Source organism: Immundisolibacter cernigliae (assembly GCF_001697225.1).
Classification (GTDB): domain Bacteria; phylum Pseudomonadota; class Gammaproteobacteria; order Immundisolibacterales; family Immundisolibacteraceae; genus Immundisolibacter; species Immundisolibacter cernigliae.
Window position 1 is genome coordinate 1,729,250 of sequence record NZ_CP014671.1, and the last position, 16,129, is coordinate 1,745,378.

General features: G+C 66.9%; 14 protein-coding genes. 7 read left to right on the top strand and 7 right to left on the bottom strand.

All coding sequences use genetic code 11. The annotated features are described in order from the left end of the window. Positions 1 to 49 precede the first annotated feature (49 nt). Positions 50 to 826, bottom strand: a complete 777-nt coding sequence (locus PG2T_RS08230; RefSeq protein WP_068804112.1) for an enoyl-ACP reductase FabI — start codon at positions 824 to 826, stop codon at positions 50 to 52. 104 nt (positions 827 to 930) lie between these two features. Between PG2T_RS08230 and PG2T_RS08235 the strand changes: the two genes are divergently transcribed. From PG2T_RS08235 to PG2T_RS08255, 5 genes are all read left to right on the top strand, one after another. Then, the gene (locus PG2T_RS08235) at positions 931 to 3,093 is read left to right on the top strand and encodes an ABC transporter substrate-binding protein (protein WP_068804113.1); all 2,163 of its coding nucleotides are present in this window, start codon (positions 931 to 933) and stop codon (positions 3,091 to 3,093) included. Further along, a complete protein-coding gene (locus tag PG2T_RS08240; protein ID WP_068804115.1) occupies positions 3,090 to 4,067 on the top strand; it encodes an ABC transporter permease in 978 nt (325 codons plus the stop codon). Before PG2T_RS08235 ends, PG2T_RS08240 begins: the two co-directional genes overlap by 4 nt. Beyond that, a complete protein-coding gene (locus PG2T_RS08245) occupies positions 4,067 to 5,473 on the top strand; it encodes an ABC transporter permease (RefSeq protein ID WP_068804117.1) in 1,407 nt (468 codons plus the stop codon). Before PG2T_RS08240 ends, PG2T_RS08245 begins: the two co-directional genes overlap by 1 nt. Further along, positions 5,473 to 7,305 carry an ABC transporter ATP-binding protein gene (locus tag PG2T_RS08250; RefSeq protein WP_068804119.1) on the top strand — a complete coding sequence of 611 codons (1,833 nt, stop codon included), beginning with the start codon at positions 5,473 to 5,475 and terminating at the stop codon, positions 7,303 to 7,305. Before PG2T_RS08245 ends, PG2T_RS08250 begins: the two co-directional genes overlap by 1 nt. 333 nt (positions 7,306 to 7,638) lie before the next feature. Beyond that, the gene (locus tag PG2T_RS08255) at positions 7,639 to 8,577 is read left to right on the top strand and encodes a fatty acid desaturase (protein WP_068804121.1); all 939 of its coding nucleotides are present in this window, start codon (positions 7,639 to 7,641) and stop codon (positions 8,575 to 8,577) included. A gap of 227 nt (positions 8,578 to 8,804) precedes the next feature. Here PG2T_RS08255 and PG2T_RS08260 read toward each other — a convergent pair whose 3' ends face one another. From PG2T_RS08260 to htpX, 3 genes are all read right to left on the bottom strand, one after another. Further along, positions 8,805 to 9,761, bottom strand: coding sequence for a TerC family protein (locus PG2T_RS08260; protein WP_068804124.1), 957 nt, complete (start codon positions 9,759 to 9,761; stop codon positions 8,805 to 8,807). A 97-nt stretch (positions 9,762 to 9,858) separates the two neighbouring features. Beyond that, the gene (locus tag PG2T_RS08265; RefSeq protein WP_068804125.1) at positions 9,859 to 10,140 is read right to left on the bottom strand and encodes a TFIIB-type zinc ribbon-containing protein; all 282 of its coding nucleotides are present in this window, start codon (positions 10,138 to 10,140) and stop codon (positions 9,859 to 9,861) included. 35 nt (positions 10,141 to 10,175) lie between these two features. After that, positions 10,176 to 11,054: a protease HtpX gene (gene htpX / locus PG2T_RS08270; RefSeq protein ID WP_068804128.1), complete on the bottom strand. Its 879-nt coding sequence runs from the start codon at positions 11,052 to 11,054 to the stop codon at positions 10,176 to 10,178. Positions 11,055 to 11,164: 110 nt separating this feature from the next. Between htpX and nhaR the strand changes: the two genes are divergently transcribed. Then, positions 11,165 to 12,091 carry a transcriptional activator NhaR gene (gene nhaR, locus PG2T_RS08275; protein ID WP_068804129.1) on the top strand — a complete coding sequence of 309 codons (927 nt, stop codon included), beginning with the start codon at positions 11,165 to 11,167 and terminating at the stop codon, positions 12,089 to 12,091. A 789-nt stretch (positions 12,092 to 12,880) separates the two neighbouring features. On the opposite strand, the gene PG2T_RS16060 is transcribed toward nhaR, so the two are convergent. Further along, positions 12,881 to 13,339 carry a hypothetical protein gene (locus PG2T_RS16060; RefSeq protein WP_145931049.1) on the bottom strand — a complete coding sequence of 153 codons (459 nt, stop codon included), beginning with the start codon at positions 13,337 to 13,339 and terminating at the stop codon, positions 12,881 to 12,883. Positions 13,340 to 13,382: 43 nt separating this feature from the next. Beyond that, entirely contained in the window at positions 13,383 to 13,793 is a 411-nt protein-coding gene (locus PG2T_RS08280) for a tetratricopeptide repeat protein (RefSeq protein WP_202816285.1), read from the bottom strand. A 126-nt stretch (positions 13,794 to 13,919) separates the two neighbouring features. Between PG2T_RS08280 and PG2T_RS08285 the strand changes: the two genes are divergently transcribed. Continuing rightward, positions 13,920 to 14,891: an IS481 family transposase gene (locus PG2T_RS08285; RefSeq protein ID WP_068802538.1), complete on the top strand. Its 972-nt coding sequence runs from the start codon at positions 13,920 to 13,922 to the stop codon at positions 14,889 to 14,891. Here the strand turns inward: PG2T_RS08285 and PG2T_RS15515 are convergent. Beyond that, positions 14,835 to 15,929: a J domain-containing protein gene (locus PG2T_RS15515; protein WP_075968157.1), complete on the bottom strand. Its 1,095-nt coding sequence runs from the start codon at positions 15,927 to 15,929 to the stop codon at positions 14,835 to 14,837. The two genes, PG2T_RS08285 and PG2T_RS15515, sit on opposite strands and share 57 nt — an antisense overlap. Positions 15,930 to 16,129 lie beyond the last annotated feature (200 nt).

Below are 16,129 nucleotides of genomic sequence, written 5' to 3' on the forward strand. Positions count from 1 at the left end.
TACCGCCCGCACGCCGCCGGCCCCGCAGAACCGGCGCTGCGACGGCGTATCAGCCGCCCATGCCGACGATGTTGTAACCGCCGTCGACGTAGGTGATCTCGCCGGTCACGCCGGCCGCCAGGTCCGAGCACAGGAACGCCGCCACGTTGCCGACGTCCTCGATGCTCACGTTGCGCCGCAGCGGCGCATGGGCCGCATGGTAGTCCAGCATGCTGCGCAGGCCGGAGATGCCGGACGCCGCCAGGGTGCGGATCGGCCCGGCCGAGATGCCATTGACGCGGATACCGTCCGGCCCCATGGACGCAGCCAGATAGCGGATGCAGGCCTCGAGGCTCGCCTTGGCCAGCCCCATCACGTTGTAATTCGGCAACACCCGCACGGCGCCCAGATAGGTCAGCGCCAGCAGCGCGCCGCCGGGGCGCAGCATCGGCCGGGCGGCCTTGGCCAGCGCCGCCAGGCTGTAGGCGCTGATGTCGTGCGCCTGGCGAAAACCCTCGCGCGTCACGGCCTCGACAAAGCTGCCCTGCAGTTCCTCGCGCGGCGCGAAGGCGACGCTGTGCACCACGATGTCGAAGCCGTCCCAGCGCTGGCCGAGCGCCGCGAAGGCGGCGTCGATCTGCGCGTCGTCGCCGACGTCCAGCGGCAGGGTGATGTCGCTGCCGCACTCGGCGGCGAATTCCTCGACCCGCTTGCGCAGCTTGTCGTTCTGATAGGTGAAGGCGAGCTCGGCACCCTGCCGGTGCATCGCCTCGGCAATGCCGGTAGCAATCGAGCGATCGCTCGCCACACCGACGACAAGCGCCCGTTTGCCGGTCAAAAATCCCATCGCGTACCCCCTGCCCTGCGCCTGATCGGGCGCGCATTATAGCCGCCGGCCGGTATTCCCCATCTGCCCCCGGCGCCCGGGGCGCTATGGCAGAATCGCCGCCAATGCGCCTTCCCGCCCCGTTTCGCCTGCTGTTGCCCCTGCTGCTGATCGCGCTGGCCGGCTGTGGCGAGGGGCCCCTGAACAGCCCCTACCCGGCCGCCGAGCAAAACGCGAACACGCTCTACGCGGCCTTCGCCGAACGGCCCAAGCACCTCGACCCCGCAGTCGCGTACAGCTCGAACGAGTACGCCTTCATCCAGCAGGTGTATGAGCCGCCGCTGCAGTACCACTACCTGCGCCGGCCCTTCGCGCTGGTGCCGCTGAGTGCCGCCGAACTGCCCCGCACGACCCTGCTGGACCGCGCCGGCAATGCCCTGCCCGCCGGCGCCGACCCAGCCGGGGCGGCGGCCAGCATGTACGAAATCCGCATCCAGCCCGGCATCCGCTACGCGCCGCACCCGGCCTTTGCGCGCGCTGACGACGGTCGGCTGCTTTACCACCGCCTGGACCCGGCGGCGCTCGGACGCATCGACACCCTGGCCGACTTTGCGCAGCGTGCCAGCCGCGAACTGACCGCCGACGACTATCTCTATCAGATCAAGCGCCTGGCGAGCCCCCGCGTGCAGTCGCCGATCCGCGGCCTGCTGCAGGCGCACATCGCCGGTTTCGCGCAGCTGTCCGAGGCGCTGGCGGCTGTCGATGATGACAAGTGGCTGGATCTGCGCCGCTTCGATCTGGCCGGCGTGCAGGCGGTCGACCGCTACACGCTGCGCATTCGCCTGACCGACGTCTACCCGCAGTTCACGTACTGGCTGGCGATGCCGTTCTTCGCGCCGCTGCCGTGGGAAGCGGACCGCTTCTACAGCCAGCCGGGCCTGGCTGCCAAGAACATCAGCCTGGACTGGTACCCGGTCGGTACCGGGCCGTACATGCTCAGCGTGAACGATCCGAACCGGCGCATGGTGCTGGAGCGCAATCCGCTGTTCCGCGGCGAGCCCTATCCGGCCGATGGCGAGCCGGGCGATGCCGCCGCCGGCCTGCTGGCTGACGCCGGCAAGCCGATGCCGTTCATCGACCGCGCCGTCTACAGCCTGGAGCGCGAGAGCATTCCGGTGTGGACCAAGTTCCTGCAGGGCTACTACGACCGCTCGGCGGTGGGCCAGGACAGCTTCGACCAGGTGGTGAACCTGGGCGCCGGGGGCGAGCTCGAACTGACCGACGCCATGCGCTCGCGCGGCATGCGCCTGAGTTCCAGCGTGATGTCGTCGATCTTCTACACCGGCCTGAACATGCTCGACGACACCGTCGGCGGTGACGGCCCGAAGCCGCGCGCCCTGCGCCAGGCGATTGCCATCGCCATCGACCAGGAAGAATCCATCGCCATCTTCCAGAACGGCCTGGGCCTGGCCATGCAGGGGCCGCTGCCGCCCGGCATCTTCGGCTACCGCGACGGCGAGGCCGGCATCAACCGCTACGCCTATGGCTGGCAGGCGGGCCGGCCGCAGCGCCTGGGCATCGAGCGCGCCCGGGCACTGCTCAAGACGGCCGGTTACCCCAACGGGCGCGATGCCGCCAGCGGCAAGCCGCTGGTGCTGTACTTCGACTCCATGGCCAGCGGTCCGGACGCCAAGAGCTACATGGACTGGCTGCGCAAGCAATTCGGCAAGCTGGGCGTGCAACTGGTGGTGCGCAGCACCGACTACAACCGCTTCCAGGACAAGATGCGCCGCGGCCAGGCGCAGATTTACCAATGGGGCTGGAACGCCGACTACCCGGACCCGGAGAATTTCCTGTTCCTGTTCTATGGCCCCAACGGCAAGGTCAAGCACGGCGGCGAGAACGCCAGCAACTACGCCAATGCCGAGTTCGACCGCGCCTTCGAGCGCATGCGGGTGCTGCCCAATGGCGCCGAACGCCAGCGCCTGATCGACCGCATGGTCGAGCTGCTGCGCCGCGACGCACCCTGGGTGGCCGGCTTTCACCCGCAGCAGGTGGTGCTCAATCACGCCTGGACCGCCAACCTGAAACCCAACGACATGGCCACCAACACGCTCAAGTACCAGCGCCTGGATCCGTCCCTGCGGGCCAGCATGCGGGCGGCCTGGAACAAACCCCGCTGGGCACCGGTCGTGGCCGTCGGCGCGCTGTTGCTGCTGAGCGCGGTGCCGGCGATCCGCCTGTGGCGCAAACGCCTGCGCGCAAACGCCCACGGCGACCACCCATGACCGCCTATCTGCTGCGCCGGCTGCTGTACGCGGTACCGATCCTGATCGGCGTGAACCTGCTGACCTTCGCGCTGTTCTTCGTGGTCAACAGCCCGGACGACATGGCCCGCCTGCACCTTGGCAACAAGCACGTCACCGCCGACGCCATCGCCACCTGGAAACGCGCCCACGGCTACGACCGGCCGCTGCTGTACGCGCCGCAGTCGCGGGGCCTGGGCCGCTTCACCGACACCCTGTTTTTCGAGAAGTCGGCGCGCCTGCTGGTGCTCGATTTCGGGCACGCCGACGACGGCCGCGACATCGGCCGCGACATCCGTCAGCGCATGGGGCCGAGCCTGGCCATCGCCGTGCCGGGCCTGATCCTGGGCCTGCTGACCAACATCACGCTGGCGCTGGGCGTGGTGTTCGTGCGCGGCAGCGGCCTGGAGCGGGCGGCGGTGTTCCTGGCCGTGGTCGGCATGTCGATCTCGACCCTGTTCTACATCATCGGCGCCCAGTACCTGCTGGCCAAGCTGCTGAACCTGGCGCCGGTGTCCGGCTGGCAGGACGGCTGGGGGGCACTCAAGTTCCTGATCCTGCCGCTGCTGGTGGGCGTGGTGTCGGGCATCGGCGGCGGACTGCGCTGGTACCGGCTGCTGTTCCTGGAGGAAGCCGGCAAGGACTACATCCGCACCGCCCGCGCCAAGGGCCTGTCCGAAGGCCGCGTGCTGGGCCGCCACTTGCTGCGCAATGCCGCCATTCCGATCCTGACCGGCGTGGTGGCGGTGATCCCGCTGCTGTTCATGGGCGGCCTGCTGACCGAGTCGTTCTTTGCCATCCCGGGCCTTGGCAGCTACACCATCGACGCCATCCAGAGCCAGGACTTCTCCATCGTGCGGGCCATGGTGTTCCTGGGCGCGCTGCTGTACCTGCTCGGCCTGCTGCTGACGGACGTGTCCTACACGCTGGCCGATCCGCGGGTGCGCCTGCAGTGATGACCTGGCCCGTGCAGCCGGTGCTGCTGACCACCGATGTGCTGCTGTGGCTGATCGTGGCCGCCGCCACTGCGCTGCTGTGGCGGGTGCGCCATACGCCGCGCCTGGCAGCGGCTTTCCGGGCACTGGCGCGCCGACCAATGGCGATGGCCTCGCTGGTGTTTCTGGCGCCTTACGTGGCGGTCGCACTGCTCGATTCGATTCATTTTCGGCCATCGCTGGCGGACACGCCCGGCGCGTACAGCCCGGTGGTGGAATCCGTGCTGGACCGGCTGCTCCTGCCGCTGCGCGAGCGCGGCGAGAAGACCTACTCGGCGCCGCTGGCCCTCTACAGCTACGCACGCGAGACGGTCACCGCAGACGACGGCAGCGTGCAGCGGGTGTTTCCGCGCCTGGAACACGGCGGCGCGCATCTGGCGGATGTCAGCGCCCGCCGTGGCGACATCGTCAAGCGACTGCTGCCGGCGCTGGTCGCGGGCCTGGCGGTTGGCGCGGCGCTGACGGCGCTGGTCTGCTGGCGCCTGGCGCGTCGCGCGCGGCTGCCGTGGCGCGCTGCCGCCGGCCGCCTGCTGCGGGGCGATACCGACGTGGCCTGGCGCAGCGCGCTGGTCACGGCCACGCTGCTTGCCATCACCGTCGCCGCCGTGGCTGCGCTGGCCACCGCCTACCACGTGCTGGGCACCGACAAGGTCGGTCAGGACGTGCTGTACCTGAGCCTCAAAAGCATCCGCACCGGGGTCATCATCGGCAGCGGCAGCCTGCTGCTGGCGTTGCCGCTGGCGGTGCTGCTGGGCACCGCGGCCGGTTACTTCGGTGGGCGCGTGGACGATCTGGTGCAGTACCTGTACGCGACGCTGAACGCCATCCCCGGCGTGCTGCTGATCGCCGCCGCGGTGCTGACGCTGGACCTGTACATGGACCAGCACGTGGCGGCCTTCGCCGACGTGCAGCAGCGGGCCGACCTGCGCCTGACGGCGCTGTGCCTGATCCTGGGCGCCACCGGCTGGATCGGCCTGTGCCGGCTGCTGCGCGGCGAGGCGCTCAAGCTGCGCGAGCTCGAATACGTGCAGTCGGCGCGCGCACTCGGGCAGACGCAGTGGCGCATCATCGCCCGCCACCTGTGGCCCAACCTCACGCATCTGGTGCTGCTTACCGCCGTCATCGACTTCAGCGGCCTGGTGCTGGCCGAGGCAGTGCTGTCCTACGTCGGCGTCGGCGTGGATCCGGGCACCGTGTCGTGGGGCAACATGATCAACACCGCCCGCCTGGAGCTGGCCCGCGAGCCGGCCGTGTGGTGGTCGCTGGCGGCGGCATTCACCTTCATGCTTGGCCTGGTGCTGCCGGCCAACCTGCTGGCCGATGCCCTGCGCGACGCGCTGGATCCACGCCAGGGCGGTAAGCACTGATGTCCCACCTGCTCGAACTGCGCGAGCTGCGCACGCAGTTTGCGACCCCCACCGGCCCGCTGGTGGCCGTCGACGGCGTCTCGCTGAGTCTGGATGCCGGCCAGACGCTGGTGCTGCTGGGCGAATCCGGCTGCGGCAAGTCGGTGACGGCGCTGTCCATCCTGCGCCTGCTGCCGCCCAGCGCCCGCCAGGTCGGCGGCGAAGTGTGGCTGGACGGCACGAACCTGAGCGCCCTGCCGGAGGCGGCCATGCGCGCCGTGCGCGGCCGGCGCATCGGCATGATCTTTCAGGAACCGATGACCAGCCTGAACCCGGTCATGCGCATCGGCGCCCAGATCGCCGAGGTCATCGCCCACCACCTGGGCGGCAGCGGGCGCGCCGTGCGTGCGCGGGGCGTGGAGCTGCTGGCCGCCACCGGCATGGCCGACCCGGCGCACCGCTACGACGAATTCCCGCACCAGTTGTCGGGCGGCATGAAACAGCGCGCCATGATCGCCATGGCGCTGGCCTGCGACCCGCAGCTGCTGATCGCCGACGAGCCGACCACGGCGCTGGACGTCACCACCCAGGCGCAGATCCTGGACCTGCTGCAGGGCCTGCAGCGCGCGCGCGGCATGGGCCTGCTGCTGGTCACGCACGACCTTGGCGTGGCCGCGCGCATGGCCGATCAGGTGGCCGTGATGCAGGCCGGGCGGGTGGTGGAACAGGCGCCGCGGGAGCGGTTCTTCAGCGCCCCGCAGCATCCCTACTCGCAGGCGCTGTTCGCCGCGCTGCCGGACTTCTCACGCCGTGGCCAGTCCCTGACCGGGCCGCGGCAGGACGGCGCCGTGCCGGCGACGGCGGAGGCGGAGGCGGCGGGCGAAACCGTGCTCGAAGTGCGCGACCTGAAGGTGCATTTCCCGATCCGCCGCGGCCTGCTGCAACGCCAGGCCGGCGCCGTGCGGGCCGTGGACGGCGTGTCGCTGAGCCTCGCCCGCGGCCGCACGCTGGCGGTGGTCGGGGAGTCCGGCTGCGGCAAGACCACGCTCGCCCGCGCCATCCTGCGCCTGCTCGATATCAGCGCCGGCAGCGTGCACTTCGAAGGCACGGATCTGGCCAGCCTGCCGCCGCGGCGGCTGCGTCCGCTGCGCCGCTATTTCCAGATCGTGTTCCAGGACCCCTACGGCTCGCTCAACCCACGCCTGCGCGTGGCGGACATCGTGCGCGAGGGCCTGGATGCGCTCGGCATCGGGCAGCGCGCCTGGCGCGAACAACGGGTGGCGGAATTGCTGGCCCGCGTCGGCCTGCCCACCAACGCCGCCGACCGCTACCCGCACGAGTTCTCCGGCGGCCAGCGCCAGCGCATCAGCATCGCCCGCGCGCTGGCCGTGCAGCCGCGCCTGCTGGTGTGCGACGAGCCGACCAGCGCGCTGGACCTGTCCATCCAGGCGCAGATCCTGGACCTGCTGCAGGAACTGAAGGCCGAGCTTGGCCTCAGCTATCTGCTGATCACCCACAACCTGGGCGTGGTCGAGTATCTGGCCGATGAGGTGGCGGTGATGTACCTGGGCAGGATCGTCGAACACGGCCCGGTGGCCGGCGTGCTGCAGGCGCCACAACACCCCTACACGCGCGCCCTGCTGGCGGCCGTGCCGCGCGTGGCGCTGGACGCCACCCCGGAGCCACACGTCGCGGCCGGCGATCCGCCCTCGCCCGCGGCGCCGCCGCCCGGTTGCCACTACCACCCGCGCTGCCCGCTGGCCACCGACCTGTGCCGCCAAACCTATCCGCCCACGGTGACGCTGGCCGGCGGGCTGCGGGTGGCCTGCCATCACATAGACGACAACCGGTAACAGCCGCTAGCCGGACCTTTGTGTTGGGCGTTTTACGCGCCATGGGGGCAGCTGCGCCTCCGCGCGTGCGGTGGTCCGAGCGTTGCGATGCGCGCACACGCCGCGGCGACGCGCCGGATCAGCCGATCCTTACGGATTCCGAATTACGGCGCCGCGGCGTGATTCGCTTTGGGCAAACTGGCCAGCGGCTGCCGGGATACCCCATCGATACCGTTGACGCCGGTCAAGATCGCCTGCCGGCCCCGTCCGCATGATGCGTTCTGCGTTTCACCCGGCGCGCCCCGCTCGTCGGACCACCGCATGGACGACGTCGCTCATAAGGAGATGAGAACGATGGCAACACACGCCCCGGCCCCCAGCGAAACCCTGCTGCGCGAGTACATGCGCGCCCCGTTGCTGGCCATACCGACCGCGCTACTAGCGGTCCTCATGCTGGGCGGCATGGCGGCCGTCTGGTACCTGTGCCTGAGCGGCCGCATGAGCTTCTGGGCCGGCGCGCTGATCAACGGCCTGCTCAGCTACGGCCTGTTCAGCCCGATTCACGACGGCGCCCACCGCGCCATCTCGCGCATCGGCTGGCTCAACGAAACCATCGCCGACGTGTCGCTGCTGTTCCTGTTCCCCTACGCGCCGATGGTGGCGCTGCGCTGGCTGCACAACCAACACCACATTCACGCCAACGGTGCCCAGGATCCGGACCGCTTCGAACATGACGGGCCCGGCTGGCAGGCGCCGCTGCGCTGGGCATTCTTCGACCTCTGGTACATCTGGTACTTCTTCACCCGCGGCCAGCACCTGGTGAAGAAACACAGGAAGGAACTGATCGCGTTCTACAGCTGCCTGGCGCTGGCGGTCGGCACCCTGATCGCGCTCGGCTACGGCTACGAGCTGTTCATGCTGTGGTTCATCCCGACGCGCATCTCGCTGTTCCTGATCGCCCTGGTGTTCGTCATCCTGCCGCACCACCCGGCCATGGTCAGCCATCACGAGGATCCGTACCTGGCCACCACCATGCGCATGGGCTGGGAATGGCTGCTCACGCCACTGCTGGTGTATCAGAACTACCACCTGATCCATCACCTGTACCCGACGGTGCCGTTCTACAAGATGCACCGCGTCTGGTACCTGCGCTACGACGAGCACGCCCGGCACAACGTCAGCTACCAGACGGCGTTTGCGCTGGAGCCGCAGAACATCGAGCTGCACCGCAAGTTCCAAGCAACAGCGGGCGTGACCGGCAACGGCTCCGCCGCCCCCCTGTCGCCAGCCTGACGCAGATCATCACGACGGCCCCGACGCCTAGCGCGGGGGGCCGTCTGTGCGCTGCAAAGGGCCTGTCCCTGTGTGTCGGGTTGTGACGCTCGCACGTCCTGGAAGTGATTCTGGTCTATCCGAACTTCAGCTCATGCCGAACGCGGCCTATCGCCGTCCGTGGGGCGGCGCAGCAAGCGTGGTCTGCTTAGTCCGGTCATCCCGGATTCCGCTGCGCTTCATCCAGGCTACGGTTGCTGACGGCGCGCCTGCCACAGGCTCACCAGCACGCTGGTGGCCAGAATCAGCGCCACCAGCCCCAGCGCCACACCGATCGGCAGCTTGTACAGCTCGGCCAGCAGCATCTTGGCGCCGATCAGCACCAGCACCAGCGCCACGCCGTACTTGAGCAGGTGAAAGCGCTGCGCCATGTCGGCGAGCAGAAAGTACAGCGCCCGCAGGCCGAGGATGGCGAACATGTTCGACGTGAACACGATGAACGGGTCGGTCGTGATGGCATAGATGGCCGGAATGCTGTCCACCGCGAACACCAGGTCGCTGACCTCGATCATCACCAGCACCAGGAACAAGGGCGTGAACCACAGCACGCCGTCCCGGCGCACGGTGAAGCGGTCGCCGTGGTAGTCGTCGGTCACCCGCAAGTGCCCGCGCAGCCAGCGCAGCACCGGGTTTTTCGCCAGATCCGGCGCGTGGTCGGCGAACAGCAGCATCTTGACGCCGGTGGCCACCAGCAATGCGCCGAACAGGTACAGCACCCAGTGAAAGCGCGCGATCAGCAGCGCGCCGGCCAGGATCATCACCGCGCGCATCACGATCGCACCCAGCACGCCGTACAGCAGCACCCGCCGCTGGTACTCGGCCGGCACGGCGAAGTAGCCGAAGATCATCACGAACACGAAGATGTTGTCGACCGCCAGCGCCTTCTCGACCAGATAACCGGTCAGGAATTCGAGCGCCCGCTGGTTGGCAATCTCCCGGCCCAGCTGCCCGTCCAGCCACCACCACAACCCGGCGTTGAAGCCCAGCGCCAGCGCCACCCACACCAGCGACCAGACGCCTGCCTCGCGCGCGCTGACCCGGTGCGCCCCCTGCCGGCCGAGCAGCAGCATATCGATGGCCACCATCATGCCGATGAAGGCGACGAAGCCCGTCCACATCCAGCCGTTGCCGATCGTCTCGATCATGGTGTCGCGTTCTCAGGGAGTCATAAATCCAGCGGCCGGCCATGCGCCGCCCGCCTGCGGTGACGCCGGCCGGGCCGGCTGCAGGGGCGCGCCAGGTTCAGTCGAAGTCGAACAGCTCGCCGAGCAGGCCGCGCTTGCGCGATTTCGGGTGGCGATGATCGCGACCGCGATGGTCGTCATCACCGGGACGAAGATCGTGCTCAGGCGGCGCCTGCCGGGGCGCCGCCCGCGGACGGCCCTCATTGGCGCCGGCGCGTTCGATGATCTTGTCCAGTTCGCCGCGGTCCAGCCACACGCCGCGGCAGCGCGGGCAGTAGTCGATCTCGATGCCGTGGCGCTCGGTCATCTGCAGGTCGATCTGGCAGTTTGGGCACTGCATGGCGATATCCTCCGGGTGATCGGAAAAGGGCTGGCTCAGAGGGCGGCGCGCAGCGCCGCGATGCGCTCTTCGAGCGGCGGGTGGGACATGAACAATCGCGCCAGGGCCTTGCCGCCCAGGATGCCGAAGGCGTTCAGCGATGCCGGCAGCGCCTGCGGCTCGTGCACGGCACGCAGGCGCTCCAGCGCCGCGATCATGGCGCCGCGCCCGGCCAGGCGCGCGCCGCCGGCATCGGCGCGAAATTCGCGCCGGCGGCTGAAGGCCATCACCACCATCGTGGCCAGGATGCCCAGCAACAGCTCGCACACCAGACTGGTGATCCAGAAGCCGGGGCCGGGCGCCTCGCGCTCCTGCCCGCCGGCCAGCGCACGGTCGACGGCGTAGCCGACGATGCGCGCCAGCGCGATCACGAAGGTGTTGACCACGCCCTGGATCAGCGTCAGCGTCACCATGTCGCCATTGGCGATGTGGCTGAGCTCGTGTGCCAGCACCGCCTCCACCTGGCGCCGGTCCATCTGTTCGAGCAGGCCGCTGGACACCGCCACCAGCGAGCGCGAGCGGCTGGGACCGGTGGCGAAGGCGTTCGGCTGCGGCGAGTCGAAGATCGCCACCTGCGGCATCGGCAGGCCGGCCATCTGCGCCTGCCGCGCCACGGTATCGAGCAGCCAGCGCTCGGTGGCGTCGGCCGGCTGGCCGATCACCCGCGCGCCGGTGCTGCGCACCGCCATCCAGCGCGACATGGCAAGGGAAATCAAGGCGCCGCCCATGCCGAACACGGCGGCGAATCCGAACAGCGCCGGCAGGTCGAGGCCGTTCTGGGTGAGGAACCGATCCACGCCGAGCAGGCGGCTGGTCACCGCCAGCACCGCCAGCACGGCGAGGTTGGTAAGCAGGAACAAACCGACACGTTTCATAACGAGCCTCGGACTTCAGATAACGACGCCGGGGCAGCCTACGACAAGCTTGATAACAATAAAAATCGATTTTTTAATGGTCCATACCCAATGTAATTCCGAGTAAATGGATGCGCGGCCTCAACTACAACCACCTGTACTACTTCTGGACCGTGGCGCGCGAGGGCAGCGTCATCGGCGCGGCCAAGGTGCTGTTCCTGACGCCGCAGACCATCACCGGCCAGTTGCGCGCGCTGGAACGCACGCTGGGCGGACGGCTGTTCGCCCCGGCCGGGCGGGGCATTGCGCTCACCGAGCTCGGGCATCTGGCATTCGGCTACGCGCAGGAGATCTTCCGGCTGGGCTCGGAAATGCAGGCCGCCGTCGCCGGACGCAGCATCGACCGGCCGCTGCCGTTTCGCGTGGGCGTGGTCGACGTGCTGTCGAAGGTCATCGTGCAGCGGCTGCTGGCGCCGGCCCTCGCCCTGGACCGCCCGGTGCAGCTCGCCTGCCGGGAAGGCCCGCTCGAGGATCTGGTGGCGGAACTGGCGCTGCACAGGCTCGACCTGGTGCTGGCGGACACGGCACTGGCGGCCAATCTGGAGCTGCGCGCCTTCAGCCACCTGCTGGGCGAGTGCGGGATCAGCTTCTTCGCCGCGCCGGTGGTACGCGAGCGCCATCCCGGGCGGTTTCCGGACCTGCTGCGCGAAGCGCCGCTGCTGCTGCCGGCGCCCCGCGGGGCGCTGCGCGGCGCCATCGACCACTGGCTGGACCGCCATGACATCCGCCCGCTGATCGCCGGCGAGTTCGACGATGCCAGCTTGATGAAGTCCTTCGGCCAGGCCGGCGCGGGCGTGTTCGTCGGCCCGAGTGCGGTGGCGGATGACATCGTGCGCCAGTACGGCGTGGTCCTGATCGGCGCCACGGACGAAGTACGCGAGCGCTTCTACGCCATCTCGACCGAGCGGCGCCTGCGCCACCCGGCGGTCAGGGTGGTCACCGAGGGCGCGCGCAGTTCGCTGTTTCTTTCCGGCAACGCCGAAAAACCGCATCCATGACGTTTTCAGCTCGCCACACCCAGGATTCCGCTGCGCTTCATCCAGGCGACGGTTGCTGGCAGTGGCGGGTAGGGTGGGCAAAGCACAGCGTGCCCACGCGGTTGTTCAATAACTCACTGGTCACGTCTACGGTTTACGATTCGACATAGGGAATTTCTCAAGACGGCCAGCGCGAAAAATTCGTGCGGCATCAGCTCGGAATATCAACAACCCGGCTATGTAATCGCGTGGGCACGCTGCGCTTTGCCCACCCGCTCGCTGATTCAAACCAACGGGGCTCCACGATTCCCGGGGCGGTTCACAGACCGAACGGACCGCACTTCTGAGTTAGGTGACGCGCGGGGACTTCAGCACACCCAGTTGCCCGAAATGCGAGATCAAGATGATCCGCAAGGCCGGACGCGCCGGGCGGAGTGATTTCTGGTCCTGCCCGAACTTCGGCTCATGCCGAACGCGGCCTATCGCCGTCCGTGGGGCGGCGTAGCAAGCGTGGTCCGCATAACACAAAAGGCGGAATACGCTGCGCCGTACGCCATATATGCGGGCGCGATTCTTGTAGGAGCGGGCCATGCCCGCGACCGCGACCGCGACCGTTCAAATCGGGCGCATCGAGTGTGATTGATTGCAACGTTCCTGTCGCGGGCATGGCCCGCTCCTACAGGCAACCAATCACATCGGAAACAGGTCGCCGACTTCGTGCAAGGTGCGTTAGAACCGTAGCGGGCGCCGTGGCCGGATCATCCTGGATTCCGCTGTGCTTCATCCGGGCTACGGTTGATATATTGTGTTCTACCGGCTATTGATTTCCTGGATCTGCCTGTGATAATCGTCCATGATCTTGTTAAACCGGATTTGCCTTTCCAGCCGGTCAAAGCGTTCTTCCATTCTAGCCTCACGTGCAGTTTCCTGACTAGCTGCCGCTTCGTTCGCCCTGCGCGCCTCATCGGCGGCCTTTTCGGCCCTTTGATGCGCGGCCTTGCTCTCCGTGCGCGCTGCTTCTGCGGCCCTTTTTGCATTGAGACGGTTAGCCTGCTCAATAATCAGGCTTGGTGCTGGCTCCTGGTTAAGCGGCACGGTCCCGCCCGTATAGCGCGCCTCAATTTTGGCATCACTATCAAGCGGACAGTGCGCGGCAAAATGCGTAAGTCCCTTTTCGTCTTTCCATTGACACGTGCCGGCTTGTGCGGCTCCTGCCAGGACCGATGCGGCCAAGGCCATGTTCCCTATCGCGATTTTTATTGAAGACATACTCTGTAACCTCCAACTGGCATTTCTCATGTCCATTTGCCGCCTACTGCCCCAAGCCCTCCGACTTAGGCGTCCATTCCCGCGCCAGCCGCTTCGCTTCGGCTATTTGCGCTGGAGTCATCCTGGCGGCGGCTTGGTCGCGGTTCTTGACGACCTGCTCGTGCGATTCCGATTTGGTTAGTGCTTGAGACGCTGCAAGGCTGTACCACTTGTGCGCCTGCACATAGTCCTGCGGCACGCCTCGGCCGTAGTCGTACATGGTCCCGAGGTTGTTCTGGGCCGCAGCATCGCCTTGCTCTGCCGCCAGGCGATACCACTTGACCGCCTGAACGTAGTCCTGCGGCACGCCTTGGCCCTTGTCGTACATGAACCCGAGGGTTCTCTGGGCCGCAGCACGGCCTTGCTCTGCCGCCAGGCGATACCACTTGACCGCCTGAACGTAGTCCTGCGGCACGCCTTGGCCTAGGTGTTCCATCCCGGATCATCATATAGTTCCGTCTCGGTCCCCGCTGCTGCTGGCGCGCGAGGTGTTCCGGGAGCTGGCAGGGGACGGGAAAGCGGTTGATCGGGAGGTGTCCGCATGCTGATTGCACTGCACAAACAAGCCCGCACCACGCCCCACGTGCGGGCGCAGATCGCGGCCAGTGATGAGCCGGTGGCGGTGCTGGCCCGCCGCTTTGGCGTCACCGAGCCGACGATCTACAAATGGAAGCGGCGCCCGGATGTCTACGACCGGCCGCACACCGCGCACCGCCTGCAAACGACGTTGACCCCCGGCCAGGAGGCGATCGTGGTCTACCTGCGCCGGGCCCTGCTGCTGCCGCTGGACGACCTGCTGGCGGTGACGCGCGAGTTCCTGTGTCCGGACGTGTCCCGCTCCGGGCTGGACCGCTGCCTGCGCCGCCACGGCGTGGGCAACCTGCGCGCCCTGCGCCCGGCGCCGGACAAAGCGGTCAGCAAGACCTTCAAGACCTACGTGCCCGGCTTTGTGCACGTCGACGTGAAGTACCTGCCGCAGATGGCCGACGAGGACCGGCGCCGGTTCCTGTTCGTGGCCATCGATCGGGCCACCCGCTGGGTTTACGTGGCCCTGAAAGCCGACAAGAGCGCGCGCTCGGCGCGCGCCTTCCTCAGTGCCCTGGCCACGGCCTGCCCGGTGCGCATCACGCGCCTGCTCACCGACAACGGCACCGAGTTCACGGACCGGCTGTTCGGGAGCCGGGCGCGGGCCCCGACCGGGACGCATGAGTTCGATCGCCTGTGCCAGGAACTGGGCATCGAGCACCGTCTGACGCCCCCGCGCCACCCGCAGACCAATGGCATGGTCGAGCGCTTCAACGGGCGCATCGCGGACCTGCTGCGCACGCACCACTTCAGGTCCAGCGAGGACCTGGAGCAGACCCTGCACCGCTATGTCACGCTCTACAACCACCACTTGCCGCAGAAGGCACTGAACGCCCAGACTCCGGCTCAAGCGCTTCAGCACTGGTACGCTTCAAAACCGGAGCTGTTTCATCGAAGGCCAAATAATCGGCCGGGACGTGACACCTAGGTAGTACATGGCCCCGAGGTTGCTCTGGGCCTCGGCATCGCCTTGCTCTGCCAGCAGCCGGAACGTCTGTGCGGCAGCGCCGTGATCGGCGCGTTCATACGCGGCAAGAGCGTCGTCCAAAGATGGTGGGGCGGCCGCCACTGGCACCACTGCTGGCTTGGCTATTGCGAACGATTTAGGTGTAGCCGGTGGCGCATCAGCAGTGGCATCTGGACTGGGCACCGCCAGATGGCTTGGCTTGCTGGCTATAGGCGAATTCGCCGAATCAATCAAGACCGTAACGATGAATAGAGCACCCAGACTACCGCTTGCCCAAATTACCCATGAATGCACACCCCCTTCACGGCGAAGACGACCAAGTTGCGAGCCTATATCACCCTTCGCCATTCTTGCACTTAACACCCTTCTTTTTGCTTGGCGGTAATAGAAGGCATTGGCATAGTGCGCAAAAACATATAAAGGAAATAAATGAATTAAATTGCCAACGGCTGCCCTTCCTGTATTCACTAAAACAAAAGAAGCAACCAGCGTCGTCGAGAAGAGAAAAAAGAACCCATACATTTTACGATAAAGTAACCAGGCTGGGCCGCCTAAAAATGCCGCCCAATTCCAGCTACGGTGCAACCCAACCCCCTTATAATCAAAATTTTTAAATATCGCGAGGTAATAATCTTTGTTCCTTTCGCCAATATAGGCCTCGATTGCCCCTGCATCCGGGGCGTTTGATGCGTCTTTTGACGTGCCAGCCTCATGCACTTCCGACTTATCTTCGGCAGCGTACTCTTCCTCTGGCTTGTTTTCGTTCTGGCGCTCCTTCCGCCTTAGCCATATATCGTATGTTTTCCGCTTTTCCGGGTCAGAAAGGATAGAATAGGCTTCGACAAGCTCTTGCACGATGCGCGTAGCTTCGGCGGGGTCGCCCTGGTATTTATCTGGATGATAGCGTTGCACAAGCGCCTTGTAGGCTGCACGAATAACAACGTCCTCGGCAGACGGTGTAACGCCAAGAATCTGGTAATAATATTTGGTGTATGACATGCTGATTAAGTACGCTGTTAGTTAGACATCGGCAAAACAGCGGAGCAAATAGGCGGTACCCAGAATCCGCAAGTACCCTGCGGCCCCTTACCTACGCTGCCTGCGCAGCCTAGCGCCAGCAGCACGGGGCTGATGTAGCGTCCCTGCATGCCCTGTCAGATCAGGCTCGATCATACCGCAGTCAGCCCAACCGACGGCTC